The organism is Arthrobacter sp. UYEF3 (assembly GCF_040546245.1).
Lineage (GTDB): Bacteria > Actinomycetota > Actinomycetes > Actinomycetales > Micrococcaceae > Arthrobacter.
Genome location: NZ_JBEPNK010000035.1, coordinates 1 through 25,099 on the forward strand (window position 1 = coordinate 1; position 25,099 = coordinate 25,099).

General features: G+C 66.5%; 25 protein-coding genes and 2 pseudogenes. 16 read left to right on the forward strand and 11 right to left on the reverse strand.

Annotation, left to right across the window (positions count from 1 at the left end):
• The 7 genes and pseudogenes from ABIB14_RS17260 to arfB all read left to right on the forward strand — a co-directional run.
• Positions 1 to 595: pseudogene (locus ABIB14_RS17260) on the forward strand (hypothetical protein); the annotation flags it as partial.
• A gap of 125 nt (positions 596 to 720) precedes the next feature.
• Positions 721 to 972, forward strand: coding sequence for a DUF2630 family protein (locus ABIB14_RS17265; protein WP_354237139.1), 252 nt, complete (start codon positions 721 to 723; stop codon positions 970 to 972).
• A gap of 138 nt (positions 973 to 1,110) precedes the next feature.
• Positions 1,111 to 2,565 carry a S8 family peptidase gene (locus tag ABIB14_RS17270; protein WP_354237140.1) on the forward strand — a complete coding sequence of 485 codons (1,455 nt, stop codon included), beginning with the start codon at positions 1,111 to 1,113 and terminating at the stop codon, positions 2,563 to 2,565.
• A 601-nt stretch (positions 2,566 to 3,166) separates the two neighbouring features.
• The gene (locus tag ABIB14_RS17275; protein ID WP_354237141.1) at positions 3,167 to 5,041 is read left to right on the forward strand and encodes a Na+/H+ antiporter; all 1,875 of its coding nucleotides are present in this window, start codon (positions 3,167 to 3,169) and stop codon (positions 5,039 to 5,041) included.
• 34 nt (positions 5,042 to 5,075) lie between these two features.
• Positions 5,076 to 5,393, forward strand: a complete 318-nt coding sequence (locus ABIB14_RS17280; protein ID WP_354237142.1) for a DUF6221 family protein — start codon at positions 5,076 to 5,078, stop codon at positions 5,391 to 5,393.
• Between the two features lie 56 nt (positions 5,394 to 5,449).
• Positions 5,450 to 6,091: an NADPH-dependent F420 reductase gene (locus ABIB14_RS17285; RefSeq protein ID WP_354237143.1), complete on the forward strand. Its 642-nt coding sequence runs from the start codon at positions 5,450 to 5,452 to the stop codon at positions 6,089 to 6,091.
• Between the two features lie 145 nt (positions 6,092 to 6,236).
• Positions 6,237 to 6,659 (forward strand): alternative ribosome rescue aminoacyl-tRNA hydrolase ArfB, encoded by a 423-nt coding sequence (arfB, locus tag ABIB14_RS17290; RefSeq protein WP_354237144.1) that lies wholly within the window; start codon positions 6,237 to 6,239, stop codon positions 6,657 to 6,659.
• 10 nt (positions 6,660 to 6,669) lie between these two features.
• Here arfB and ABIB14_RS17295 read toward each other — a convergent pair whose 3' ends face one another.
• Together ABIB14_RS17295 and ABIB14_RS17300 are read right to left on the reverse strand one after the other, a co-directional pair.
• Complete coding sequence (locus ABIB14_RS17295) at positions 6,670 to 7,266, reverse strand: DnaJ family domain-containing protein (protein ID WP_354237145.1); 597 nt, start codon at positions 7,264 to 7,266, stop codon at positions 6,670 to 6,672.
• Positions 7,267 to 7,482: 216 nt separating this feature from the next.
• Entirely contained in the window at positions 7,483 to 8,394 is a 912-nt protein-coding gene (locus tag ABIB14_RS17300; RefSeq protein ID WP_354237146.1) for an MBL fold metallo-hydrolase, read from the reverse strand.
• 182 nt (positions 8,395 to 8,576) lie between these two features.
• On the opposite strand from ABIB14_RS17300, the gene ABIB14_RS17305 reads away from it, so the two are divergent.
• On the forward strand, positions 8,577 to 9,485 hold the full coding sequence (locus tag ABIB14_RS17305) for an NmrA family NAD(P)-binding protein (protein ID WP_354237147.1): 909 nt from the start codon (positions 8,577 to 8,579) through the stop codon (positions 9,483 to 9,485).
• A gap of 16 nt (positions 9,486 to 9,501) precedes the next feature.
• Here the strand turns inward: ABIB14_RS17305 and ABIB14_RS17310 are convergent, their stop codons facing one another.
• Complete coding sequence (locus ABIB14_RS17310; RefSeq protein ID WP_354237148.1) at positions 9,502 to 11,190, reverse strand: long-chain-fatty-acid--CoA ligase; 1,689 nt, start codon at positions 11,188 to 11,190, stop codon at positions 9,502 to 9,504.
• A gap of 240 nt (positions 11,191 to 11,430) precedes the next feature.
• Between ABIB14_RS17310 and ABIB14_RS17315 the strand changes: the two genes are divergently transcribed.
• A complete protein-coding gene (locus ABIB14_RS17315; protein WP_502909694.1) occupies positions 11,431 to 11,976 on the forward strand; it encodes a TspO/MBR family protein in 546 nt (181 codons plus the stop codon).
• Between the two features lie 76 nt (positions 11,977 to 12,052).
• On the opposite strand, the gene ABIB14_RS17320 is transcribed toward ABIB14_RS17315, so the two are convergent.
• Positions 12,053 to 12,550, reverse strand: a complete 498-nt coding sequence (locus ABIB14_RS17320; RefSeq protein ID WP_354237150.1) for an SRPBCC family protein — start codon at positions 12,548 to 12,550, stop codon at positions 12,053 to 12,055.
• A gap of 12 nt (positions 12,551 to 12,562) precedes the next feature.
• Positions 12,563 to 12,955: an ArsR/SmtB family transcription factor gene (locus ABIB14_RS17325; RefSeq protein ID WP_354237151.1), complete on the reverse strand. Its 393-nt coding sequence runs from the start codon at positions 12,953 to 12,955 to the stop codon at positions 12,563 to 12,565.
• A gap of 98 nt (positions 12,956 to 13,053) precedes the next feature.
• Between ABIB14_RS17325 and ABIB14_RS17330 the strand changes: the two are divergent.
• Positions 13,054 to 14,166: pseudogene (locus ABIB14_RS17330) on the forward strand (type I restriction endonuclease).
• A gap of 56 nt (positions 14,167 to 14,222) precedes the next feature.
• Here the strand turns inward: ABIB14_RS17330 and ABIB14_RS17335 are convergent.
• On the reverse strand, positions 14,223 to 14,675 hold the full coding sequence (locus tag ABIB14_RS17335) for a DUF7793 family protein (RefSeq protein WP_354237152.1): 453 nt from the start codon (positions 14,673 to 14,675) through the stop codon (positions 14,223 to 14,225).
• Positions 14,672 to 16,993: a glycosyltransferase family 2 protein gene (locus tag ABIB14_RS17340; protein ID WP_354237153.1), complete on the reverse strand. Its 2,322-nt coding sequence runs from the start codon at positions 16,991 to 16,993 to the stop codon at positions 14,672 to 14,674. The genes ABIB14_RS17335 and ABIB14_RS17340 overlap by 4 nt, the downstream gene beginning before the upstream one ends.
• Positions 16,994 to 17,201: 208 nt before the next feature.
• Between ABIB14_RS17340 and ABIB14_RS17345 the strand changes: the two genes are divergently transcribed.
• The 5 genes from ABIB14_RS17345 to ABIB14_RS17365 all read left to right on the forward strand — a co-directional run bounded on the left by ABIB14_RS17345 (position 17,202) and on the right by ABIB14_RS17365 (position 21,151).
• Positions 17,202 to 18,746, forward strand: coding sequence for a chitinase (locus tag ABIB14_RS17345; RefSeq protein ID WP_354237154.1), 1,545 nt, complete (start codon positions 17,202 to 17,204; stop codon positions 18,744 to 18,746).
• 100 nt (positions 18,747 to 18,846) lie between these two features.
• A complete protein-coding gene (locus ABIB14_RS17350) occupies positions 18,847 to 19,038 on the forward strand; it encodes a three-helix bundle dimerization domain-containing protein (RefSeq protein WP_354237155.1) in 192 nt (63 codons plus the stop codon).
• 124 nt (positions 19,039 to 19,162) lie between these two features.
• Positions 19,163 to 20,044 (forward strand): polysaccharide deacetylase family protein, encoded by an 882-nt coding sequence (locus tag ABIB14_RS17355; RefSeq protein ID WP_354237156.1) that lies wholly within the window; start codon positions 19,163 to 19,165, stop codon positions 20,042 to 20,044.
• Positions 20,045 to 20,397: 353 nt separating this feature from the next.
• Positions 20,398 to 20,937: an EAL domain-containing protein gene (locus tag ABIB14_RS17360; protein WP_354237157.1), complete on the forward strand. Its 540-nt coding sequence runs from the start codon at positions 20,398 to 20,400 to the stop codon at positions 20,935 to 20,937.
• Positions 20,828 to 21,151, forward strand: a complete 324-nt coding sequence (locus ABIB14_RS17365; RefSeq protein ID WP_354237158.1) for an EAL domain-containing protein — start codon at positions 20,828 to 20,830, stop codon at positions 21,149 to 21,151. Before ABIB14_RS17360 ends, ABIB14_RS17365 begins: the two co-directional genes overlap by 110 nt.
• On the opposite strand, the gene ABIB14_RS17370 is transcribed toward ABIB14_RS17365, so the two are convergent.
• Positions 21,105 to 21,854, reverse strand: coding sequence for an ABC transporter permease (locus ABIB14_RS17370; protein ID WP_354237159.1), 750 nt, complete (start codon positions 21,852 to 21,854; stop codon positions 21,105 to 21,107). The genes ABIB14_RS17365 and ABIB14_RS17370 overlap by 47 nt on opposite strands.
• A 572-nt stretch (positions 21,855 to 22,426) precedes the next feature.
• Here ABIB14_RS17370 and ABIB14_RS17375 point away from each other — a divergent pair.
• Positions 22,427 to 22,630, forward strand: coding sequence for a hypothetical protein (locus ABIB14_RS17375; RefSeq protein ID WP_354237160.1), 204 nt, complete (start codon positions 22,427 to 22,429; stop codon positions 22,628 to 22,630).
• A gap of 76 nt (positions 22,631 to 22,706) precedes the next feature.
• Here the strand turns inward: ABIB14_RS17375 and ABIB14_RS17380 are convergent, their stop codons facing one another.
• From ABIB14_RS17380 to ABIB14_RS17390, 3 genes are all read right to left on the reverse strand, one after another.
• A complete protein-coding gene (locus ABIB14_RS17380) occupies positions 22,707 to 23,696 on the reverse strand; it encodes a diguanylate cyclase (protein WP_354237161.1) in 990 nt (329 codons plus the stop codon).
• Complete coding sequence (locus ABIB14_RS17385; protein WP_354237162.1) at positions 23,693 to 24,508, reverse strand: alpha/beta fold hydrolase; 816 nt, start codon at positions 24,506 to 24,508, stop codon at positions 23,693 to 23,695. Before ABIB14_RS17385 ends, ABIB14_RS17380 begins: the two co-directional genes overlap by 4 nt.
• A gap of 155 nt (positions 24,509 to 24,663) precedes the next feature.
• Entirely contained in the window at positions 24,664 to 25,059 is a 396-nt protein-coding gene (locus ABIB14_RS17390; RefSeq protein WP_354237163.1) for a hypothetical protein, read from the reverse strand.
• Between the last annotated feature and the right edge of the window lie 40 nt (positions 25,060 to 25,099).

A 25,099-nucleotide genomic window follows, 5' to 3' on the forward strand; every position in this document is an offset into this window, starting at 1 on the left:
AGGACTGCTCGGCGACTCCACCGCCACCACCAACGGGACCCCCGCCGGAGCCACCGGCGGTACCAAGGCTCCGGCCCCCGCCGCCGCCGGGACCACCACCAGCGGGAACGACGGCATCGCCTCCGGCACCCAGGTCATCGCCCCGGTCACCGCACCGGTAACACTCGGCGCGACCTCACTAGGACTGCTCGGCGACTCCACCGCCACCACGGGGACTCCGGCAGTGGCCGGAACAGAGGAAGCGGGCACTCCGGATGCACCCGGTGCTCCGGCTTCGAGTACCCCGGACGCACCCGGTACCTCGGAAGCCCCCGGCGCCCCGGCTTCGGGTACCCCGGACGCATCCGGCACACCGGGCGTGAGCGGCACCGAGGTCGGCACGCAAGGCACCGTCCAGACCGCGGGCTTCGCCTCGGCTGACGCAGCTGTGAAGCCTGCTGGTGTAGTCACGGAGTTGAAGACTCGGGCGCCGGGCGCGGGCCAGCTTGCGATGACCGGGGCGAAAAGCGGGGCCTACCTTGCCGCTATCGCCCTGTTGTTCAGCGGCGGCCTTCTTCTGGCGCTGCGGCTGACCCTGCGGCGCCGGGCCGCTTAGCACACCGGCCCAGTGGGCGGACGCTAAGCGGCAGTCCGCCCACTGGGCACCCTCTGGCCACGGCCACGGACCGTGATTACGCTGGCGGGTATCCACAGATTCAGGACCGCAGGAAGTAGGACACCATGGACGAACGGGACATCCTTCAGCGCATCACATCCCTGGTAGACGAGGAACGAGAGCTCCGCGAACGGGCCGAATCCGCAAGTCCCGACCATGATCATGTCCCCGACCGGCTCAGGCTCAGTCAGCTCGAACAAGGCCTCGACCAGTGCTGGGATCTGCTTAGGCAGCGCCGGGCCAAGAAGCAATACGGCGAAAACCCGGACGACGCGGCGGCGCGTCCCGTCACCCAGGTGGAGGGTTACAACGGCTGAGCCTGCGGCGCCGGAAGCACGCCCGGCACACCGGCGCTGATTGGCGGCAAGTAGCGATTGCCTCCTGATTTTTAAGCGCCACAGGCCTACCATATGGACGGGGGCGCTCGAAAGCGACAACGCTTAATGGAGGCCACGATGTTCATCACTGTCCGCAGACATTTCCCGCAAGTGCAGAACCCGTTCGTGGCCGCAGTCTGGCGCCAGTCAAGGCGAGGCGCCGCCGCTCCCCCGCCGGACAGCACGCGGCCCCGGCACTATCTGGCCGCCCTCGCCGCCGTCGCGCTCGCCGCGGGCGGCGGGACAGCCGCCGCCGCACCGGCCGCCGCCGACCCGGGACAGAGTTACATCGTGGTCCTCAAGGACGGCGCCGGCGACGCGGGGGCCATCGCCGCCGCACAGCAGGGAAAGTTCGGCTTCACTGCGCCCACGGTCTACCGGGACGCGGTGAGTGGCTACTCCGGCACCATGACGGCCGCACAGGCCAACAGCCTGGCCGCCGACCCGAGCGTCGACTTCGTCACGCTCGGCCGGCACTTCGACAAGCCCCAGGAACCCACGGCACCCAACACCGAGATAGCGCCGTTCTGGTGGTTGCGGATCGGTGGCGATATTGCTAAGGCGAGGGCCGGCGCCAACCAACGGACCAGCGACGGCGATACCGGCGTCAATGTGGCGGTAATCGACAGCGGCATTGATGCCAGTCACCCGGACCTGAATGTCCGCGGCGGCATCGATTGCACCTCCGGCGCACCGGTGAAAGTGACTCCCGTTGACGTCCTGGGCCACGGGACCGCGGTGGCGGGCGTCATCGGAGCACGCAACAACGCCTCCGGCATCGTCGGCACGGCGCCGGGCACCCCGCTCTGGTCGGTGCGGGTGGTGTCGGACGCCGGTAACATCACCGAGGCGAGCCTGATTTGCGCCATTGACTGGGTGACCTCGACCCGCCGGGGCACCGACAAGACCAACGCGATCGATGTCGCCAACATCAGCATCGCCGGGCCCGGCTCCGACACAGCGAATTGCGGCAAGGGCACAGACCCGATGCACTACGCCATCTGCCGCTCGGTCCGGGCCGGAGTGGCGTACACAGTCGCTGCCGGAAACGCTGCGTCGGACCTCGCCGGGACCGTGCCCGCGGCCTACCACGAGGTCATCGCGGCTACAGCCATGGCGGACTTCGACGGGCGCCCGGGCGGACTGGCTCCCAGCATTTGCGTCCATGACGACTGGAGCGTTCTGGGCCAGCGTGACGACCAGCCGGCGTTCTTCTCGAACTATGCCGTGACCATCAAAGACCAGCGGCACACGATCGCGGCACCGGGCGTGTGCGTCCTGTCCACGGCCCCAGGCGGACGCTACGGCGTCAACCACGGCACCAGCTTCGCCAGTCCTGCGGTAGCCGGCGCCCTGTCCTTGTGCATCAGTGACGGGGCCTGCGACGGTTCGGGCGCCGACATTAGTCAGCAGTTCCTCGATCTGACCGAATCGTACAACCAGCGGCACCCGGGCTTCGGCTACACCGGCGATCCGCTCCGCCCCGTGGGCTCCAAGTACTACGGGTTCCTGACCGAGATCATGAGGTTCTAGACCCGCCCGCAGCCACCCGAAGAAAGGCGCGCCCGTGAACGGCAACTTCGGGCCGCCTGACCGGCCTTGGTAACGGACTCGTTCGCCGCCAGGTCATTCATGTTCCGCAGGAGCGGACTGACGTCATCGCGGCCGCCGAGGCGGATTGGAACTACGCCTCCTCGGGCCGGGCAACACCGCCTCTTGGGGAAGCGGCAGAGTTCATACCGGCCACTCCTGATCCACCGGGCTCCAGACAGGACAACGACGGCGGCTGGACCTTCCGCCTGCGCCCTCCCTGCTTCGCGGACTGAACCAGGCTGGCGGGCATAGGGAATTGTCTTGGGGTTACGGCAGACAGCGCAGCAGCGACGGCCCTGACGGCTGGAATCGGCGGGCTTCTTAGCGGCGCCCTTTTCGCAGCGCTGTGCTGGTTCAGCGTCATCCCAACCGCCCTGGCTCGGCTGGTGATTCCGGAACCATGCGGGCCCGGCCAGTAGCGCGACGAACAGCGGCAGGCCCAGCCGGCCGGCCCGGGCAGAGCCCGACGGCGTCCCGCCGACGCCCACCGTTGGCCGCCACAAGGACCGCGCCGGGGACGCAGGCCTGAGAGAATGGCGGCATGGAGCTTGCACTCGGATTGCTGGTTCTCGTGGCCGCTGTTTGTGCCGTCAGCGCAGTCGGCCGGAAACTCAACGTTTCCGTCCCCCTGCTCCTGGTACTGGCCGGCGTCGCGGGATCCTTCCTCCCTTTTGTCCCGCCCGTGGATTTGAACCCGGAGCTGGTCTTGGTCGGGCTGCTGCCGCCGTTGCTTTACGCCGCCGCGCTCCGGACCTCGCTCTTTGACTTCCGCTCCAACAAGCGGGCCATCTCGCTGCTCTCGGTGGGCTACGTTATCTTCGGAACCCTCGCGGTGGGCTTCGTGGTCTGGTGGCTTTTTCCGGAAATCCCGCTGGCCGCCGCGATCGCCCTCGGCGCCGTCGTGGCCCCGCCGGACGCCGTGGCCACGACAGCCATCGCCCGAAAAGTAGGCATGCCCCGCCGGATCGTCACCATCCTCGAGGGCGAGTCCCTGGTCAACGATGCCACCGCGCTGGTCTGCCTCCGGGCCGCCATCACCGCGCTGGCCGGTACCGTGTCCGCGGCCGGAATCGCCGGCGGCTTCTTGCTCGCAGCCGGCGGCGGCCTGGTCGCGGGCCTGGCCGCGGCCTACGTGCTGACCGAGCTCCGCAAACGGATCCGGAACGTCGCGATCAACACCTCGACGTCGTTGATGGCCCCGTTCGTCGCCTACCTTCCCGCCGAGGCGATCCACGCCTCGGGTGTCCTCGCCGTCGTCGTCGCCGGGCTGGTGATGGGCACCAAGGCGCCGTCCATGCCCAATGGCGCCGCCCGGCTGAGTCAGCGCAGCAACTGGAACACTGTGCAGTTCCTGTTGGAGAACTCCGTGTTCCTGTTGATCGGGCTCCAGGTCCGGACCATCATCGAAGGCGTCCAGGACGACTCGCTTGGCGCCGGCCGGATCTGGGCCGGCTGCGCGGTCATCCTACTGGCGGTGCTGCTGCTGCGGCCGGTGTGGGTGTTCCCGGCAACGTATCTGCCCCGACTGATCCCGGCCGTGCGGCGGGACGACCCTGCACCGCCGTGGCAAGTCGCCGCCATCGTTTCCTGGGCGGGGATGCGAGGGGTGGTGACCCTCGCGGCCGTGCTGGTGCTGCCCGCGGGACTCGAACACCGGCCGGTGCTAATCCTGGCCGCAATGGTGGTGGTCGCCGGGACCCTGACGCTGCAAGGTTTCAGCTTGCCCGCGCTGGTCCGGCTGACCCGGTTACAGGGCCCGGACCAACGCGAGGATGCCCTGAACCAGGCCTCCCTGATGCAGTTGGCCACCACCGCAGGGGTGCAGCGGCTGCAGGAACTGCGCACCGACAACGACCCGCCGGAGGTCGTGGCGATGCTCAAGCGGCGCACCCAGGAGCGCGGGCTGGCCGCCTGGGAACGGCTCGGCCGGCCTACGGCGGAGGCCAGCACCCCCAGCCAACGCTACGCCCAGCTCCGGCTGGCCATGCTGGACGCAGAACGTGCCAAGGTGCTGGAGTTGCGCCGTGGCGGCCAGTACGCCCACGAGGTCCTCAGCGAGGTCCTGGACCGGCTGGACGTGGAGGAATCCATGCTCGACATCACGCTGGAAGAGCTGGACAGTCCCGGCGAAGGCGGCGGGGAAGGGATCGCGCGGCCCGGCGGGGTGTGTGGCCATCTCGAGTCCGCAGCGGACCAGGAGGTCCCGCGCGAACCCTTCTGTGCGGACTGCCGCCGGGAAGGCACGACGCCGGTCCACCTGAGGATGTGCCTGGCGTGCGGGACTGTGGGCTGCTGCGATTCGTCGCCGGGAACGCATGCCTCCCGGCACTTTGCTGCCGCCGGCCACCCGGTCATGCGGAGCATCGAGCCTGGCGAAGACTGGCGCTGGTGCTATGAGGACGACCTGCTGGGGTGATGCCACGGCCGGCGGCCGCGCGTACCCTCGGTTTGTGGACATTGTTGAGTTCCTGTCCGAACGCATTTCCGAGGACGAGGCCGCGGCCCGGACGCTGCTCAGCAGCCGGACCGTCTCCAAGTCGGGCGAATGGTACGAACAGCGGCTATTGCTCGAATGCGAGGCCAAGCGGAGGCTGATCGGCGTCGTCGAAGCGGCCCGGCAGTCCGCGCTGACCGCTATGGTCAGCGACTCCCTCCAGGAGTCGCACTGGGCGCCGCGGTCGCTGGACTGGATGGAACGCTCGCTGCAGGCTCTGGCGCTGCCCTATTTCGACCACCCGGACTTCGAGCAGGGCTGGCTCCGCCCCTGACTCGGCAGCGCCGCCGGCCCCGAAATATCCTCGGCCGGCAAGCTGTTGGGACCGGTATGACAACAATCGGAATCATCGGTGCAGGACACATTGGCAGTCAAGTGGCCCGGAAGGCGGTCCAGGTTGGCTACGACGTCGTGATCAGCAACTCAAGGGGGCCGGAAACGTTGACGGAACTGGTCGCCGAGTTGGGCCCGCACGCACGCGCGGCAACCGCAGCGGAGGCTGCAGCGGCCGGCGATTTCGCCGTCGTCACCGTCCCGTTGAAAAGCATCGCGGACCTCCCGGCCCGGCCGCTGGCGGGGAAGATCGTGATCGACACGAACAACTACTACTGGGAGCGCGACGGGCGGATCCCGGCGCTGGACAACGGCGAGGCCACCACCTCGGGGTTGCTGCAGGAGCAGCTGCCAAAATCCATGGTTGCCAAGGGCTTCAACCACATCATGTATAGCCAGATCACCACCGACGGCACCCCGGCCGGCACCGAGAACCGCCGCGCGCTCGCCACCGCAAGCGATTTCCCGGAGGCGGCTGAGCTGGTCACCACGCTCTATGACGCGTTCGGCTTCGACACCGTCAACATCGGCCCGCTCTCCGAGAGCTGGCGCGCGGAACGGGACCGCCCCGCCTACGTTGCGCACCAGAGCGCGGCCGAACTACGGGAGAACCTCGCCAAGGCTCCCCGCACCATCTGAGCGCCGGATCTACGCGCCCAGTGGGCACCTTCCTACTGGTGCTGTCCGCCGCGGGTCGGCGCTTCCTGCAGGCAACGCCGCTCGCGGACGCGGGGCCACAGCATTTTGCGGCCCCACCGACCAAATATCGTGCGACGCTTGAATCATGGATCTCGAGGTGTCGCCCGCGCTAACGATCCCCTCGTCGGAATTGGGCTGGCGGTTCTCCCGGTCATCCGGGCCTGGCGGTCAGCACGTCAACACCACGGACAGCCGCGTCGAGCTCTCCTGGAACGTCGAGGGCTCGGCGGCCCTGTCTGAGGGCCAGCGGCTGGTACTCGTCACGCGGCTCGGACGACGCCTCACCGCCGGGGTGATCACCGTGACCGCTTCCGAGCAGCGCTCCCAGCTGCGAAACCGCGAGATCGCCCTGGCCAAGCTCTCCGAGCTCGTGGCAGAGGGTCTTGCTCCCGAAGCTGCCCGCCGCCGGACGACCAAACCCACCAGGGGCTCGAACCGCCGGCACCGCGTCGCCAAGGAACAGCGGGCGGCGACCAAACAGCAACGAAAGCGGCCGGCCGCCGAGTAGCGCGGCCGGTTCAGGCACGCCCGCACAGCAGCCGCCACCAGGAAGGTTTTGACTCCGGTGAGGGCGGGACCGGTGCGGGCGCCCTCGCTGACCGGCGTTCGCGCCAGCGTGCCGTTTCGATGTCGGTGTCACGGGTCTTGGTAATGACCGGCGGTCCGCCCTGGAGCTGCCGCCGGGCGTCGATCACGCGGGCATTGAAGTCGGCCAGGATGTCACGCACCTGCTGCTCCGAGAACTGCGCATCCAGCCGGGCATCAAGTTCGGCGTCTTCGGTACGGAGCAGGATGGCCGTCGGGCCCAGACCGGTGATGTTCTCGCGCTGGAGCAGTCCCTTCACCCACCAGTCCGGGTCGTAAGCGTCGCCCAGCCCTGGGATGGGCTTGCCGGCGTACTTCAGGTTGTCGAATTTCCCGTGGGCCATGGCGTCGCGGATCAGGTATTCGGCCTTGGCGGCGTCATCCACCTTGGAGCGCTTTTGCCGGACTTCCTCCTCGGCGGCGCTGAGCTGGTCATTCTCTTGGACCGTGCTGCCGCTGGCCCGGATGGAGCGCAGCTCGGCCGCCCGTTCCGCCCGACGTCGGAACGCCGAACCTCCCCCGCTGCTCATCCGCCACCACCTTTCCGCTGCCGGAATCCCGCATCTGCCATCCAGTATGCGCAGCAACCCGTCGGCGGGAAAAGATGCGGACTCGTCGAGACCCGAATTTAACACGCGCGGACCGCGGTATTTACCCTCCCGTGCAAGACTGGGGACCTTCGATAAACACAGCATTCTGGCAGTGTTTTGCCATGACATTGCCGCGAAATGCCATCTCGCGGGCTCTCAGGCCTCTTCGACGCAGAGGATGAAGCCGCGGAACACATGCCGGCCAGTACGTCCCGCCACCACATCGATGGCCCGGCGGATATCCCCGAGCTGCTCCACGGTCATCTGCAGCGGCGGTTCGTCCGGCTGGTAGGTGCTGTGGATCGGGTAGTCGACGCCGGGCTTCCGAGACATCTCGACGTGGCAGCCGAGGACATGGCTGACGGGGTGTGTGACGCAGAACCTGATGAGCAGTTCGATGGTGCGGACGAAGGCCTGCCAGTCTTGAACGTAAAGCCGGCCGGGGTAGACGGTGTCCCCGGTGAGCAGGATGCCGGTGGCGGGATCGTAGTAGGTGACGGCGGCGCTGTGGTGCCCCGGGCCGGGCCAGCATTCCAGGACGCGGCCGCCGAGGTCCACTCGCGCCCGCTGGTCGGCGCGGCCGGTGGCGCCGTCGGTGGCGCCGCCGTCATCGGTAAATCCGAAGAACTCCCACGCACTGTCCCGCTCCGCGTCTACCAGCAGGGTGCCTGGCCGGCCGGCGAACTGGGCGTCCCCGGCGACGTGGTCGCCGTGCGGATGGGTGTGCAGGACCAGCAGCCCATAGCCGTCACGAGGATGCGCGGCAACCCAGGCGTCCACTAGTCCGTCGACGACGCGGCGCAGCGGGAAGAAGTCCGCGGAATCGGTGGCACCGGTGTCGATCAGCACGGCCCGGGTGTTGCCGAACAGCAGGAACATGAACGGCGCCTCGTAGTTGACCGCCATGTTCTGGCGCAGGATGAACGTGTGCTCGTCGTAGCCGTGGACCTGGATGTCCGGGTCCGTGTTGTGTTTTGCGGACTCGGATCCGTGGATCCAGGAGACGCCGAGTTCACCCGGACGGGGCGCGCCGGTGGTGAATTCGATGAGCTCCGGCGGTGTCTGCATGCGTTCTCCTGTGTGCGTCGGCGGCACGGTGCGGCGTACGTTCCGGTCGGGAAGGCGCTCCGACAATCCAACATGACCGGGCACCGGACGTAAAGCCGACGCCACGCGCCCGCGCCGTAGGGTGGGATCCTGACCTTTCCCCGAACCGGCGCGGAAGGGCAGGGCTGGAGACGGAGCGACTGATGACAACTGTGCTGATTGCCGGCGGAACGGGCACCCTCGGCGCCAGGATCGCCCGCTACCTCCTCGCCGACCCGACCGTGCAGCTGCGGCTCCTCGTTCGCGCGGGCGCACTCGACAAGCCGGAGAAGGCCGCGACAGTCGCCGGGCTGGTGGCGCTCGGAGCAACCGTGGCCGAGGGCGACCTGCAGGACCCCGCGAGTCTCACAGCGGCAACCAGGGGCGTCGACGTCGTCGTCTCCGCCGTGCAGGGCGGTGCGGACGTCATGATCGACGGGCAGTTCGCCCTGGCCCGAGCCGCGGCCGCCAACGGGGCCCGCCGCTTCGTCCCGTCCGATTTCGCCCTCGACATTTTCAAGGCCCCCGACGGAGCTCCGATGTTTGACATGCGCCGACGGGCCGGCGAGGCCATCGAGGCGACCGGAATCGACGTCGTGCGCGTCCTGAACGGTGCGTTCATGGACATGATGCTTGATCCGGACACGGCCGACGTCGTGGACCTGCAGAAGGGCACAGCCCAATACTTCGGTACCGGCGACGAACCGTTTGATCTGACCACCGTCGAGGACGTGGCACGCTTCACGGCCCGGCTGGCGGTCGACTTCTCCGCCCCGGCAGGGGTCTACGCGATCTCCGGGGAACGGACAACCTTCAATGGTGTCGCCGACGCCGCCGAGCGTGTCACGGGCACCCCGCTTGCCCGGCGGTCGCTCGGCACCATCCAGGACCTGCGGGATGCAACGGCAGGCCAGGCCAACCCGTGGGCCGCAGTCCGGGAGTGGTACCTGTTGTCGATGCTGACCACGCCACCGTTCGCAGCTGTACAGAACAGCCGCTACGCCGGCGTCCGGCCCATCGGCCTGGACGAGTATTTCTCAACCCAGCTGAAAAAATCCGTCACGGACGCCTAGGGGTCCGGCCCTGTCCCTACAGCTCCGGCAGGAGCTGGTCGCGGACCTGCTTGCGGAGGATCTTGCCAAGCATGGAGCGGGGCAGGTCCTCGATCGGGACAATCCGGCGGGGAACCTTGTAGCCGGCGAGGTGCTCGCGGCAGTAAGCGCGCAGCGCGTCCTCGTCCAGCTCGACGCCGGGTTCCAGTTCGACGGCGGCGACCACCATTTCGCCGCCGCGCCCCAGCGGCTTGCCCACCACAGCGGCCTCCCTGACATCCGGGTGCAGGCGAAGCACGGCCTCCACCTCGGTGGGAGAGACGTTGAAGCCTCCGGTGATGATCAGTTCCTTGGCCCGGTCCACCACTGTGGTGAAGCCGTCCTGGTCCACGGTTACGACGTCGCCGGTGCGCAGCCAGCCATCCTGGGTGAGGGTTTTCGCGGTTTCTTCGGGGTTGTTCCAGTACCCCTGGAATACCTGCGGGCCCTTGAGCAACAGCTCGCCCGGCTGGCCCTGCGGCACCTCTACGGACGGGTCGTCGACGTCGATGACCCTCATCAGGGTTGACGGGAAAGGCACTCCGATCGTGCCGTTGCGGCGGCTGGGGTGGAAGGGGTTGCCGAGCGCCACCGGAGAGGATTCGGTCATGCCGTAGCCCTCCACCAGCAGGCCGCCGGAGACCGATTCCCAGAGCTCCACCACATGGTCGGGCAGGTTCATGGCGCCGGAGATGCAGTACTTGCAGGACCGCAGCGAAATGCCCTTCTCCTTAGCAGCCATGGCGGTGCGCTCGTAGATCGGCGGGACCGCGCAGTAGACGGTGGCGGGCGACTTCTTCATCGCAGCCAGCACCATGTCAGGGTCGAACTTGGGGAAGAGGACCAGCAGCCCCTGCTTCTTGATGCCGTAGGTCAGGTACAGCGTCATGCCGAAGGCGTGGAACATCGGCAGGATCGCGTAGAAGACTTCCTTGCGGTACTCCGCGCCCGCCATCCAGGCTTCGCCCTGCAGGGCATTGGAGTACAGGTTGAAGTGCGTGAGCATCGCGCCCTTGGGCCGGCCGGTGGTGCCCGAGGTGTACTGGATCGCAGCGAGGTCGTATACCGAGGGGCGCGGGTGGCCGTGGTCGATCCGGCCGTGGCCCAGGAGTTCCTTCCACGGCATGGTTCCCGGCGCGTGTGCGGTCAGCGAGGCGCGAGTTGCGCGAAGCCTCTTCACCGGCAGGGACAGGGCGAGCCGCTTGGATGCGGGGAAGGACTCGAGCAGGTTGACGGAGACCACGTGGTCGATTTCGATGTCGGACGGGAACTCACGGACGGCGGCCGCGGCTTTGTCCCAGACGATCACGACGCGGGCCTGATGGTCCTCGAACTGGTGGCGGAGTTCGCGGGAGGTGTAGAGCGGGTTGTGTTCGACGACGACGGCGCCCAAGCGCAGCACCGCGTAGAAGGCGACGACGTGCTGCGGGCAGTTGGGCAGGATCAGGGCCACCCGGTCTCCGGTCCGGACGCCCAGCCGGCGCAGTCCCTCGGCGGCCCGGTCCACTTGCTCGCCGAGCTGGGTGTAGCTGGTGCGACGGCCGAAGAACTCCAACGCGGGAGCGCCCCCGGCCTCGGTCACGGACTGCTCCAGCATCGCGACAAGCGACTCGGTAGGCAATTCAATCTCGGCCGGGACGCCCGGCTGGTAGTTCTTCACCCAGGGCTGCTGGTCAGTGTGCTCCATGCCGACATCATTTCGCGAACTCCCCGCCGGGGCGAATTCCGTCCCCGCCGACCCACCCACCCAAGTAGCTCGCAGCAGGGGCCGTTTTGAGCCCTCAAAACGGCCCCTGCTGCGAGTTGGTTGGGCCGCTACGGTAGCGACCCGCCGCAGCACCTGCTGACTGCAGTCGACGTCCTTCGCAATTATCCCCGGCCGGGTCCGCCGTGGCGGCTTGACTAGAGCGCCCACCATGTCCACAGTATGTCAGTGCCCTTGAACGTTAAACCAAGCGCCGCGGGCACCCCTGCCCCGGGCGCCCGCCCGCGGCGGCAGGTCGCGGCCCTTCTCGTTGCGCTGGCGGTGTCCTGGGCGGTTTCGCTGCTGGGCTCCCTACCAATCCGGATCAACGCAGGCGGCTGGTACGCGATGGCGAACAAGGCGCCGTGGACCCCGCCGGCGTGGATGTTCGGTTCGGCGTGGTTGGTGTTGTACGTGGCCATGGCCGTTGCGGCGTGGCTGGTGTGGCGGCAGCGGCGCTTTCCGCGCCGGGCTGCGTTGAGGGTCTACGGCGGCCTGTTGCTGCTTAACCTGTCATGGCCGCTGACGTTCTTCGGCCTGTACCCGATCATGGGCAGCGCCGCCCTGTGGCTGGCCATGCTGCTTATCGCAGTCCACGCCGCACTGGCCACCGTCACCGTCCTGCGCTTCGGACCGATCAGCACGGCTGCCGGAGTGCTGATGCTTCCCTACGTATCGTGGCTCGTGTTCTCGGCCAGCCTTAATCTGTACGCGGCGGTGAATAACTAGGTCGAACAACGGGGGGACGACGGCGGGATGTCCCGCCGTCGTCCCCCCTGCTGTTCCCTCCGCCATTCGCCCCTGGTCAGGCGTTAGCGTGCTCAGCGAGGATCGCATCCACCTGACCGAGGGCCTGGTTCATGCCCTCTTCCATGCCCATGGCGACGATCTCTTCCATCTGCTCCTCCGCCTCGAAGGTGGAGTGCACGGTCATCCGGGTGCGGTCGCCGATCGGTTCCAGCGTCACCACGCCGTGGATGGTGCCCTTGTCCGCCACCGGCTCGCCGTCGTCGTCCGAAAACCCGTCGTCGAACTCCAGACGGTGCGGGGCCTCAATGGCGACAAACCGCCACCAGCCGCGGGCCTTCTCCCCGCCGGGGCCAGTCATGAAGTAGGTGGCCCCGCCGCCGGGAACGAAATCGTGCTTCTCGAAGGTGGCCGGCCAGGTAGGCGGACCCCACCAGCGCTCGAGCAGGCGCGGATCCTCCCAGATCTGCCAGACGCGCTCGACGCCGGCGTCGAATTCCGCGACGACGCTCAGGCTCAGTGCCTCAAGATTTTTGACTGAACTGATGACTGTCATGTCGACCCCTTTCTATTCTTCAACTTCGGTGGTTTGTATCTTGCCTGCTGGTCGGGGGTTTGCCGCCGCCGGACCCGTTTCGGCGAGCAGATCCGCGATCCGTTCGCTCCGCTGCCGCCACATGACCTCGTACTCATCGAGCAGCCGCCGGGCCTTCTGCAGTCCGTCGTGATTGGCCCGCACAATCTGCTCCCTTCCGCGCTTCTCCTTGGTCACCAGGGATGCGCGTTCCAGCACCGCCACGTGCTTCTGGACGGCGGCGAAACTCATGGCGTAGAGCGCGGCGAGACCGGACACCGAGTACTCCCCCGCCGTCACCCGCCGCACGATGTCGCGGCGGGTGGTGTCGGCGAACGCCTGGAACAGGCGGTCCACTACCTCGTCACCCAACTTATCTACAACCATTTGGTTGTAGAATAGTCCAGACGATCAAAGGTGTCAATGGGTTTGTGCAGGCTCAGACACCTGCCGTCGTCGGCGCACCGGGATAGATTGTAGGGACAATCAAAACTTCAAGAGGGAAGCATGGATTTTGCCGAAAACTCTCGGCGCTGGCAGCAAAGGTGCGTCAGCAGCGCGCGGTGATTCAAACCGAGGAGGCAACGAAGAACGCGTTCGTAATGCCTTTCATTTCCACCATCCTGGGTTACGACGTCTTCAATCCGTTGGAAGTCGTTCCGGAGTTCATTGCCGATGTGGGGGTCAAGAAGGGTGAAAAGGTCGACTACGCAATCGTCTAAGACGGCGAAGTTCAGATCCTGATCGAATGCAAGAAGTCGACTGAACCCGTGAAAATCGAACATGCTTCACAACTGTTCCGCTACTTTGCCGTCACCAACGCGCGGATTGCAATGCTAACCAATGGTGAGGTCTGCCAATTCTTCACGGATCTGGACGCCCCGAACCGCATGGACGCAAAGCCCTTCCTGGTACTCGATTTCAACGACATCGACGAGACACTTATCCCGGAGCTGCAGAAGCTCTCAAAGGACGTCTTTGACCTTGATTCGATCATCAACGCCGCCGGAGAACTCAAGTACATCGGCGAACTCAAGCAGACGCTCGCTGCACAGTTCAAGGAGCCCGAGGATGAATGGGTCAAGTTCCTAACCGGCCGCGTGTACCCGGGCGGATACACGCAGAAGGTTAGAGACCAGTTCACCGCCCTGGTTTCGAAAGCCTCGAAACAGTTCCTCAACGATCAGGTGAACGAGCGTCTGAAAAAGGCTCTTGGGACACCGAACTTCCCCCAGAACGACGAGACCGCCGCGGCGGCTACGGTTACCAGCGCACCTGTCGCCGAGGCCGATCTTGAAGCAGCAGACGGCATAGTGACGACGTTGGAGGAAATCGAGGGGTATCAGATCGTCCGGGCTATCGTCTGCAGCGAGGTCAAGCCTGCCAGGGTTTCCCAGCGCGACGCCAAGTCCTACTTCGCTGTGCTTCTCGACGACAATAACCGCAAGCCGATTGCGCGGCTCCACTTCAACAGGAGCCAGAAGTGCATCGGCCTCTTCGGGAGCGACAAGGAGGAAACCAGGGTGCCCATCAGCTCGCTGGAAGAGATCTACGAGCACACCGAGGCGCTCCGCGAGAGCGTCAGAAACTACCTGTGAGCGCCAGCTAGACCGGGGAGCGGGCGACGCCGGACTTTCTCCGGCGTCGTCTGCTCCTAGCTTGACCCACGCGCGAGAACATCCGCTTCCCGCTCCTCTGGCTGACGCGCAGCCGGCTCACGCTGCGCGTCGACGAAACCGCTCAGCCAGGCGAGCGCGTCGTCCCGTGAGGTGAAGAACTCATGCGGGTAGCGGGTATCCCGGCTGGTGGCCGCAGCCACGACGCGGTCCACGGCGCTGGATCCCAGGACCGCGATGGCGGTAACGTCGACCGATTTAGCGAACTGGTAGCGTGCTGCGGCGCTGATCGCCACATCGGTCATGACGGAGAGCATCGGCATTGGCCTGCCCTGACAGATCAGTTCTGCGGCCCGCATGGCATCCCTGGCCTCATCGAGGCTAACAAACGAACCGGGGATCCAGACGGACTCGATGATGCCGCCATGGATACTCAGGGAGTTCTTCCCGTTCGCAGCGAGGATGGGCGCAGACGTGGCCCCAGCCGTCAACGCACACCGGCCCTCTTGCGACGGTCCGAGTCGCCGCGGAGGTCACGGTTGAGGCGGCGGTCGCCGTGATACAGGATCGACGCCCAGTCGACTTCTTCCGGTGACTTCGGAATGATCTGCGGCTGCGCCGGTGCGGCCTGTTTGGGTTTGACGTAGAGCCAGTTCAGCCCCCCCAGGAAGATGTCGACGATCGAGTTCCTCAGCCCGATGTACGCGCGGACGGCGTAAGCCGCCATCACCGCGTTGAACGCCGCAAACGCCGCGTTGGTCCAGTTCTGCTGCATCACATCGCGCCAGACCGTGAACAGGGAGAACACCACGATCGCATACGGCGCGAGGACGTATATCGCAGGGGCAGCCGTCCGGTCCTTGACCTTCGGGGTACGCGCGAACGGAATCTTGTCCCCGGTGAGCGCCTGCTGCAGCGATTTCACGACGCCCGCCAGGTTTACCGGCATCAGCACCAGGTTGAAGCCGTAGATCCGGAAAATGTCGCTGAAGCGGTGCCCGGAATCTCGCAGGTCGCTGCCCATGGCCAGGAAGTACGGGAGTGCGGCCGCGAACACCAGCGGGCTGAGGAGCCGGCTGTCGTACGGGTAGGCCAGTAGGAAGAGCAGCCCGAAGCTGGCCCAGGTGATGGATGCCATGTAGTTCACGCGCAGCATGATTTCGCGTTTCCGCACTGCCTTCTCGCTGCCGCGGCGCTGCCGGATGGTTTCCCACAGCTTGGGCAGGATCAGCAGCCCGCCGTTGGCCCACCGCCGGCGTTGCACCACCAGGGAGCCGAAGTCGGGCGGCGTGGCGCTGTAGCTCAACCGTTCGGGATAGTTGACCAGGTCCCAGCCTTCGCGGCCCAGGTCCACGCTGGACTCGGTATCTTCAATCACGGTCCGGTCCTGGATGTAGGTCCGCACCTCAAAGCCGCCCTCGGAGGAGACTTCCACGATGTCATCGAGCGCAATTTTGCGGATCACGGCGTTGGCGCCTACCCAGAAGGTTGCCCCGTACCGGGTCATGCCCTGATGCTGGATGTGCTGCAGGTCCGTGGTGGCTCCGGCGACGCGCTCGATCCGTGTCGGCGCGCCGCGGAAGGATGAATACGGCGTCTGCGTGACCGCCACCCGTTCGTTGCCGGGGGACTCCAGGAAATGGACCAGACGGAGGCAGTAATCCCTCAGCAGCAGCGAATCGGCGTCGAGGGTCAGCACGTAGGTGCTGTCTTCGATGACGAGGTCGTCGGCGGACGGCTCGACGGCAGGGCGGAGCACCGTGCCGTCGGCGGTCTGCTCCGGCCGCCAGCGGTGCCCCATCAGGCTCAGGTAGGAATTGAGGTTCATGGCCTTGTTCGCTTCGTGCGAGAGGCTCGCATACTTTTTGCGTTCAAAGGTGGAGACCCGGGCGTTGAAGATCCAGGTCAAGCGGGCGTATAGCTCGCGCATTCGGGGCTGCTCCGGCTCGGCCCCCTGGGCCTTCGCTGCGTACAGGGCTGTCAGGACCAGCCGCAACTCGCGGGCCAGGCCCATGAGCACCAGATCCACGAAGAATTCGTCCACGTGGTCTTCGACGCGCTCGGCCTCCGCCATGGCCTCAAGCCAGCCGGCGGCATACTCGTATTCCTCGATCAGCGCGGGCAGTTCAACGCCGGTCCGCCCCTCGCCCATGCGCCGGTTGAAGGCGTCGCTTGCCGCATTCAGGCGTGAGGCCGGTTCCTGGAGGGTCCCGGTGATACTTGCCGCGAGGTCCCGCGTTGTCTGCAAGCGATGCTGGTCTTCCTGGTCCGTCGGGAAGGGCGGATCGTCAACCAGGAGGACGACCGACAAGTCCGGGAATTCCTGCAGCGCTGCGGACCACAGTGTGGCCCGGACCACCTGCGGTTCTTCGGCGTAGGAAGGGACCAGCACAGTTACCGCGTGCGGGTAGTCCGCGAAGTGGCGGTCCAGCTCTCCGCGGGGAACCCTGCGGTGGTCCCGGAACCGGCTGAGTGCCCCCTGCCTGGCCAGCAGGTACATCAAGGCGGAAAAAGTCAGGAATGTGACGACGACGACGTAGGAGACTGCCTCGGCCCGGAACCTGAACCCGGCGGTGGGATCATCGACGAGTGTCCTGATCACTGTGGTCACCACATAGGCAGCCCAGGCCAGGACGGTGACGACAACGCCAACCCGGCCGAGAATAATTTTTCGGCGTGAAGGTTCCGGATGCACAATGGCCAGTGGTTCCGAGCGACGCTCCGCGCCCCACTGGCGTCTGCGGCTCTTTATTACCGGGTCGTCGGCAGTAGCGTCTTCAGGCCGCGGAGCGACCAGGAGGTCAGACATATATCCCCATCCACATCACGTGCACCCCCAGCGGACACACGGCAGGCGACCTTCCCCGTACAGCCGGGGTGCAGTCTGCCCTTATACTAGGCGCACGACCCCAAAAAGTTGTCCTCCGCCGCCAACAGGTGTACGGAAGGCAATTTATTTGGCCGCGAATCCGCGTGGAGGGGTTGGAGCGCTCTCTGACAAGTATTGGGGTACATCTGTGTCGAACCGCTTTCCCGGGCGCCGCCTCTCCAAGGTGCGGCTCGGAATTCTGGTAATTGTTCTTCTCGCGCTAACCGGCGGGTCGTATCTGGGGCTGCGCTCTTTCCAGGACGCCAGTGCGGCGTCGTCTATCCCGTCGGCCTTCTCCGGCTACGTGGACGTGACCGCCACGCCGCGATTCGCCTTTGAATCCCCGAGCACTACGGAGGCTAAGGGAGCCGTCCTGTCCTTCATTGTTTCCGACCTCCAGAAACCCTGCGCGCCTTCCTGGGGTGCAGCGTACAGCCTTACCGAAGCCGAATCTGCTTTGGATCTTGATCGGCGGATCGCCAGGCTGCGCCAGATCGGCGGCACCGTTTCCGTCTCCTTCGGCGGCCTCAACAACAGCGAGCTGGCCGTGGGCTGCACCGACCAGTCCAAGCTGACCGACGCCTACCGTGAGGTCGTTGACCGCTACGACCTCCGCTCGATCGACCTTGACATCGAGGGAAGCGCGCTCGCGGACACCGCATCAATCGACCGGCGAGCCGTCGCCCTGGCCGCTCTTCAGCAGGATCGCAAGAACAGCGGCAAGAGCCTCGACGTGTGGCTGACCCTGCCCGCGGATCCGGCAGGACTCACGCAGGCGGGGCGGGACCTGGTCCTGCGAACGCTGCGCTCCGGCGTCGAACTGGCCGGCGTGAACATCATGACGATGGACTTTGGCGGCAGCAAACCGGCCGCCCAAACCATGTACCAGGCCTCTGCCTCGGCAGCCGATGCGGCGCACACGCAGCTGCAATCGATCTACCGTGAGAACGGTGCGGACCTCGGGTCCGACACCGCCTGGCGCAAACTGGGCATCACCCCGATGATCGGGCAGAACGACATTGCCGGCGAAATATTCACGCTCGACGACGCTGCCTCGCTGAACGGATATGCCAAGTCCAAGGGCGTAGGCCGGGTCTCCATGTGGTCCCTCAACCGGGACCGGACCTGCGGAAGCAACTACCCGGACGTCGCCAAGGTCTCGGACAGCTGCAGCGGCGTACAGCAGGGCGATGCCCTCTTCTCGACGGTCCTGGGCGCCGACGTCGTCCCGACGACGGCAGCCAAGGCTCCGGCCGCGGCCGCCTCTGCCAGCCCCACTGCAACGGACGATCCGGCCACCAGCCCCTATCCGGTGTGGAAGGAGTCGGCCCGCTACGTCGCCGGTGACCGGACGGTGTGGCACAACAACGTCTACGAGGCAAAATGGTGGACGCAGGGCGACAGTCCGGACAATCCCGTGGCTCAGGGTGCCACCGTTCCCTGGAAGCTGATCGGCCCGGTACTGCCGGGGGACCGGCCCAGCCCCCAGGCCACCATCCCGGCCGGCACCTACCCGGACTGGTCCCCCACCATGGTCTACCAGCGCGGCTCCCGGATCCTGTTCGACGGCCACGCCTTCGAGTCCAAGTGGTGGACGCAGTCCAACAGCCCGCAGGCTGCCCTCGACGGCGCCCCGGACTCGCCCTGGATGAAACTCACCCCGGCGCAGCTCCAGACGCCGGCGGCCAAGTAACCGCCGGCGTCTGGAGCCCCTCGCCCGGCGACGCCGAGCCTGCGCGCAGGGGCGCGCCCACTCCTTGACCGGCCGTAGCGACGGGCGCAACATTGGTGGGGTGAACAGGGACGATGAGTTGAAGGCAATCGGGTCGGTGGTCGACCGGCTGGCCGAACGGTTTCCGGAAGTCTCACGTTCGAGCATTGAAGAGGCAGTGCGGGAGGAACACGAGTCGTTGAACGGTGGCCGGATCCGGGACTTCGTCCCAATTCTCGTTGAGCATGCCGCCAGGGCGCGTTTCTCCGGCTGATCAGCCCATCTGCGGCGCAGTTCCGCCTGCGGGCAATACCCTACAATTGTCAATGTACAGAAGGCCGGGCATCGCGCCCATGGAGCCGGATCTGCACTAACCCGGATGGATCGGAAACTTCCCTGTGGCATGGACCCCGGACCGGCGGTCCTTCCTTATGGCCGCAGCCGTCACGGCACTGGCTGGCTGTTCTCCCGACCAGCAAGAGACCGCACCATCACTGGATGCCGCGGCCGTCACCGCCCCTGCCTCTGCGCTCCCAGCTGGTCACGCCGCGCAGCCACAGGCTGCACCGCCACAGGCCCTGCCGACCCGGGACCAAGTAACTGCTACGTATGGCGGGCGCAAAGCCAAATACTGGGGCGTCGAGGCCCCCGGTGTGTTGACCCGGCTGCCGGCGGGGGCCTCCGGCGTGGCCCTGACCATTGATTTCTGCGGTGGCCCCAGCGGGAATTCTGCGGATCTTGCGCTCCTGACGCTCCTGCGGCAGCAGCACCTTGCTGCAACCTTGTTCATGAATTCGAGATGGATCGCGGCCAACCTGGCCTTGGCCAAGGAGTTGGCCAGCGAGCCGCTCTTCGAACTCGCCAACCACGGCACCGCCCACATCCCGCTTTCCGTCAGCGGCAACGGCGCCTATGGCATCCCGGGCACCAGAAACCCCGGTGAGGTATTCGACGAGATCATGACTAACGACGCCCGCCTTATCGAGCTGACCGGCCAGCGAGCCCACTTCTTCAGACCCGGAACTGCCCACCTCGACGAGGTCTCGGCCGGGATTGTCCGCGCCCTGGGGCTGATTCCCGTCGGGTTCAGCATCAACGGCGACGGCGGAGCCACCTTCCCTGCAGCCACGGTCACCCAAGAGATTTCCCGGGCACGGGCGGGAGACATCGTCATCGTCCACGGCAACCACCCGTCGGGCGGCACCACTCCGGGCCTTGTACGTGCGCTGGCCGCCCTGAGAGACCGCGGCGAAAAACTTGTCCCGTTGCCCCGTAGCTAACCCATGGCCGGTCCGCAACAACGGCCGCGACTTCATGATCTGTTCACAGCTCCGGGGTACTCAGAAGCGGCGACCACTGACCCCGGCAAACCCGGCCGGCCCTCGCGCCCCTCGGCGCCGACCCTCGGCGACCTAGGGCAATGCGCGTTCGTTGTGCCCGGCAAGACACCCCCGCGTGAGATCGGGACCCTCTTTCGGGAGGACCGGACGCTGCGGGCCGTCGTTGTGGACATTGACGGATTAGTGTCCTTGCTGACCCGGGACCAGCTGGATGACCAGATGACAGGACGCCTGGGCTACGGCAGGGCGCTCAATACCCGGGGCGACGCGGCCGCTTTGAGGGATTATCCGACGTGTTCCGTCACGCCGCGCTGTACGACCCACTGACCGGCCTGGCAAACAGAAGACACCTCGAAGAGCGCGGTCCGTACCTGATGGGCAGCCACGACGCAGCTGGGACCGCCATCCTGTACGTGGATCTGGACGACTTCAAGGTCACCAACGACACCTTCGGACACCGGGCCGGCGATGCCGTCCGCCAGGCCCTCATCCGCCGCCGGCTCCCCCATGGCCTCTCCAGCGATGGCTTCAGCCTGCACTACCAACCCCTGATGGACATCGCCACCGGCGCCTGCCCTGGAGTGGAGGCCTTGCTGCGGTGGGAAGATGCGGGACTCGGGACAGTGTGTTCCGACGAATTTATTCACCTCGCCGAACAATCGGGCGACATCCACGCGATCGGACGATGTGTCATGAACCAGGCCTGCGCCCCGGCCAGGAAGCTTGGTCCGGGATCTCCAGTCGGCCCTGCTGCGGCACGGTGTGCCGACGTCGTTGCTCAACATCGAGATCACCGAAACCGCCGCCGTCGTGAACCTCCGATCCGCCGCTGAGCAGCTGCGCACCCTGGTTGATGCGGCCAAGGCGATGGGCCTCAGGACGACGGCCGAGGGGGTCGAACGGGACGCCCAGCTGGCCATTCTGCGCAAACTGGGCTGTGACACAGCCCAGGGCTACCTTATTTCGCGTCCGCTGCCGGCAGAGGAGCTGGACAGCCACGCTAACTCAGCGGAACCGGCCGGGTGCGCAACGGTGCCAGGAATCTGACCACCACTACCGCAGTGATCGAGCCGGCCGCCATGATGGACGCCAGCACCACAATCTGGAACATTCCGGCGGCGATCGGCGAGATTCCGCCGAAAATCGCACCCACGAAGGCGCCCGGCAGGGTGACCAATCCGGTCGTCCTGGTCTGGTCCGTGGAGGGAATCAGAGCGGACCGAACGGCGCCCCGCGCCAGTTCGGCGGTGGACTGCCGGGGAGTTGCCCCCAGCGCCAGCCATCCCTCCACCTCCTCCCACCGGGAGGAGGCCGTTTCGTTGAAGTGCCGGCCGGCCAGCGTCGCAATACTCATGGCGTTGCCGATGACGATTCCGCCGAGGGCCAGGGCGTAGCGGGGGGTCAATTCCACGGCCCCGCTGGCAAAAACTATCGCCAGTGTCACCAGGACGCCCGCTGCCATCGCCGTACTGACATGTCCAAAGCTTTGCCAGTCCTTGCCGAGGCGCCGGCTGGCTGTGGCCGAGGCTACGGAGAACATCACCAGCAACGCGACGGCAACCCAGAACGGGTTGGTGATGATGCCGCTGAGGATCAGGCTGATCGCTGCCAGTTGCATGGTTCCGCGGAGGATGGCCCCTGCGGGCGCGAACCGCCGGGGCACCCGGTACAACGCCAGCACCCCGATGGTCAGCAGCACCAACAGCCCCACGCCTGTCAGGGTGGCGGCAATGTCACCGGGGCTGGTCATGGTGCCAGACTACCCGGCCCACCTTGTCGACCTCATCGACCCCAACGAGACGGTCCCGGCCGTGAACCAGATCGAGACAGCGCCATCGCGGATGCCTTGGCAAGTCCGTGGCAACCGCCGTCGCCATCAGCAAGCTCACCATGGCGCCCGTGTCCAGGCTGGCAATCTGAAGGATTCGGCTGCGGGCTCCTGACGGAAGCAGCGCTCCGCTGCGGGCCCGGTACGGCCCGATCCGGGCCCGCTTCCGTCCACCGGCCTGAACTGGGCAAGACCGCTCCGACGGGCTGCATGACTTCTGCTGCGACCTGGTCCTGCGTGGCCGCCTCCTGCCGCGCCGCCCGCCACGAGCACCACAGACGCTCGTACTCAGTGGAGGACTCCAGCGGGGACGCGCCGTCGTCACCATCGACGCCTGAATCGCCATGCCGCCGAAACGCGGCTTGTGATGAGACTCACCCGCAATAATTGCCATCTGGCTTGAGCGCTCCGCCCGGCGCTGTGCATCATAAAAAGGCAGGAAGTGGCATCGACGCCCCTCTGCCGGACACCGGAACCATGAAGGAACCTAAACAATGACGTTTGAATCTGCCAACGCTGTCACCCACAAGCTCTGGGACCGCTCCACGATGCACTACGAGCTGGACGCCCTGGTCCACGACCTCTCGGTCCGGCACAACACCGCGAAGTCCAACATCGCGGTGCACGCCAGCGGCCCAAACACCTTCACGCTGAGCCTGAACAACGGCCCGGCCAACCTGGATTCGGCCGCCGCCTAGCAGCCGCGGCACCAGCAACACCGACGACGGCGGGAGCTTCCCGCCGTCGTCGTTCCCGCTCTCCGGGTAGAGGGGCTTACCGGAGGCGGGCTAACGCGCCGACCGGCTGAGCGCCTCGCATTTCGGCCTTTACCCGGTACATGTCCTGATCGGCGGCGATCAGGAGGGCCTTGGCCAGTTCCCGGTGGTCGGCCACATCGGAATCCGCCGGAACGGCCGTCTCCGCCCGGCCTACGGAGATTCCCAGCCGGAGCCCGGTGCCCGAGACGATACTGTCGCCGGCGACACTGTCCCGGACTCTCCCTGCCAGCCCGTCCAGTTCCTCCTGGTACTCCAGCCAGGGAATCAGGACGACGAACTCGTCCCCGCTCATGCGCGTGACGGTGTCCGCTCCGCGCACAGCCCCTGCCAGCATCCGCGCCACCTCCGTCAGGACCTGGTCCCCGGCGTCGTGGCCGAGGGTGTCGTTGACCTGCTTGAAGTTATTGACATCGCAGAACAGCAGGCCAACCCGGTGCCGCTGTCCAGCGGCGCCGGCCAGTGCGGCCAGCAAGCTCTCCTGGAGCTGCCGCCGGTTCGGCAGGCCGGTCAGCGGGTCATGGAGTGCCCGGTGGCGGGCTTCCCGCAGCAGCCGGGTGCGTTCCGCTTCGGCGTCCTCGAGCTGCCGGTAAGCGGCGGCCAGTTCGCGGTCGTAGCGCCGCCGCTCAGGGGCGGCAAAGAAGATCATCAGGTCCCGCGGTTCCGTGCCGTCCCAGCTGCGGGTGACGGAGAGCAACACGGGACGGCGCTGCCCGTCCCGTCCCAGCAGCTCGACCGAGAGTTCGGCGAGGTGGCCATCACGTTCCAGCTTCGGCGCGGCATGGGTGCGGAACATGAGCCGGTCGCCGGCTGGCATGAGGTCCAGCAGGCGCATACCGTCAAGCGCCCCGGCGTCGGCCCCGGCCCAGGCGCAGATCGTGGCGTTCGCGGCGAGGATGGTTCCGTCCGGACCGGCCACGACGTAGCCGGCCGGCGCCTGGTGGAAGAGCTGCGCGCAGTCGAGGGTGCCGGTGGTCGCGCGGCTCACAGCTGCTTGAGGTATTCGAGGATGGCGTTGGCGGTTTCCTCCGGGGCGCTGCTTTGCGGGAAGTGGCCGGTGGCCGCGAGCCGGACCAGGGTGCCGGCCGGGAGCTTCTGGTGCAGGTAGGTGCCCACATGGTCCGGGGTGACGACGTCGTCGGTGCTTTGCAGGACCAGCACGGGTTGAGTGACGTCGGAGAGCAGGTGCCGCACATCGGACAGGAACGCCACCCGGGCAAAGTCGCGGGCGACGCGGGGGCTGATCCGGCCGAAGCTGCCTTGGATTTCATGCTCGAGTTCGGGCACGTGCGGGGTATTCATGTAGACCGGCGCCATCGCCTCGGCCCAGACGAGATAGTTGGCGTCCAGGGATTCGAAGACGTCGTCGAGATCCTGCCGGCTGAACCCGCCGACGTAGCCGTCCTCGGGATGGTCAACGTAGCTGGGCGACGCCGTGAGCAGCACCAAGCGGCCGAGCCGGCGGCCCTGGTCCCGGGCGGCGGCGCTGACCGCCATCATGGCGCCGACGCTGTGGCCGATCAGGGTGGCGTCTGCCATGTCGAGTTCCGCGCAGACCTCCAGCAGGTCGTCAACGTAGGTCTCAAGCCTGGCATAGGCGGCCGACTCGTAGGCTGACTTGTCGGAGCCTCCGGATCCCACATGATCAAGCAGGACCACCCGGTACCGGTCGGTGAACCATGGCAGGATCCTGCCCCACATGGTCTGGTCGGTGCCGAAGCCGTGGGCGAACACCAGGGCCGGTCCCCCCTCCGGCCCGTACACCTGCACGTTGTTTTTCGCTGCTGCCCCAGCCGCCATCTGACTACCCAATCGTTTTAACCCAGCCGTTCGGAAACCTGCCGATGATGCTACACGGCGGCCCCGCGGCACGAGGCCTTGGCAACGACGAAATTCGACTGGTTGGGTCCATCGTAGCCCGCGGACGCGCCCCTCAGGGCAGGCATCGCCGCAGGTCAGTCGTTGGATGGGGCGGAGCCATTGTCATGCAGCCGACTTGCGGGCGTGCCCGGTCCGGCGGGCGTGAGCGTGGCAAGTTCATGCGCCAGGCGTTGCCCGAGTGCCAGGACGCGCCCAGAGATGTCCTCTGCCACCCTTGCCGGCTGGTAAGCCAGGAAGCCCCGAAGGTCCGGGGACCACGCGGCTGGGTTGCCCCGCAGCACCGACATCCAAAGCGTTTCCACCGTCGAGACGGTTTCGATGGCTCCAGTCGGTCGTGACACCAGCCAGCCTCCGCTGGTGGCGGCCACCTTCGGGACCCCCGCCCAGTTCCGGCAGATTTCGTTGACCGTCTGGGCGACGATCAGGTGTTGCCGCAGCGTTCTTACCGGACCCAGGAGGGGATCGGGCACCACGGTTCGCCCGCAGGCACCACACATGTGATCGTCCCTT

What these genes read in the sequence shown, in the direction of transcription:
- ABIB14_RS17265 (WP_354237139.1), top strand. Translation starts at nt 721, where the DNA reads ATGGACGAACGGGACATCCTTCAGCGCATCACATCCCTGGTAGACGAG.
- ABIB14_RS17270 (WP_354237140.1), top strand. Translation starts at nt 1,111, where the DNA reads ATGTTCATCACTGTCCGCAGACATTTCCCGCAAGTGCAGAACCCGTTC.
- ABIB14_RS17275 (WP_354237141.1), top strand. Translation starts at nt 3,167, where the DNA reads ATGGAGCTTGCACTCGGATTGCTGGTTCTCGTGGCCGCTGTTTGTGCC.
- ABIB14_RS17285 (WP_354237143.1), top strand. Translation starts at nt 5,450, where the DNA reads ATGACAACAATCGGAATCATCGGTGCAGGACACATTGGCAGTCAAGTG.
- arfB (WP_354237144.1), top strand. Translation starts at nt 6,237, where the DNA reads ATGGATCTCGAGGTGTCGCCCGCGCTAACGATCCCCTCGTCGGAATTG.
- ABIB14_RS17295 (WP_354237145.1), bottom strand. Translation starts at nt 7,266, where the DNA reads ATGAGCAGCGGGGGAGGTTCGGCGTTCCGACGTCGGGCGGAACGGGCG.
- ABIB14_RS17300 (WP_354237146.1), bottom strand. Translation starts at nt 8,394, where the DNA reads ATGCAGACACCGCCGGAGCTCATCGAATTCACCACCGGCGCGCCCCGT.
- ABIB14_RS17305 (WP_354237147.1), top strand. Translation starts at nt 8,577, where the DNA reads ATGACAACTGTGCTGATTGCCGGCGGAACGGGCACCCTCGGCGCCAGG.
- ABIB14_RS17310 (WP_354237148.1), bottom strand. Translation starts at nt 11,190, where the DNA reads ATGGAGCACACTGACCAGCAGCCCTGGGTGAAGAACTACCAGCCGGGC.
- ABIB14_RS17315 (WP_502909694.1), top strand. Translation starts at nt 11,431, where the DNA reads ATGTCAGTGCCCTTGAACGTTAAACCAAGCGCCGCGGGCACCCCTGCC.
- ABIB14_RS17320 (WP_354237150.1), bottom strand. Translation starts at nt 12,550, where the DNA reads ATGACAGTCATCAGTTCAGTCAAAAATCTTGAGGCACTGAGCCTGAGC.
- ABIB14_RS17325 (WP_354237151.1), bottom strand. Translation starts at nt 12,955, where the DNA reads ATGGTTGTAGATAAGTTGGGTGACGAGGTAGTGGACCGCCTGTTCCAG.
- ABIB14_RS17340 (WP_354237153.1), bottom strand. Translation starts at nt 16,993, where the DNA reads ATGTCTGACCTCCTGGTCGCTCCGCGGCCTGAAGACGCTACTGCCGAC.
- ABIB14_RS17370 (WP_354237159.1), bottom strand. Translation starts at nt 21,854, where the DNA reads ATGACCAGCCCCGGTGACATTGCCGCCACCCTGACAGGCGTGGGGCTG.
- ABIB14_RS17375 (WP_354237160.1), top strand. Translation starts at nt 22,427, where the DNA reads ATGACGTTTGAATCTGCCAACGCTGTCACCCACAAGCTCTGGGACCGC.
- ABIB14_RS17385 (WP_354237162.1), bottom strand. Translation starts at nt 24,508, where the DNA reads ATGGCGGCTGGGGCAGCAGCGAAAAACAACGTGCAGGTGTACGGGCCG.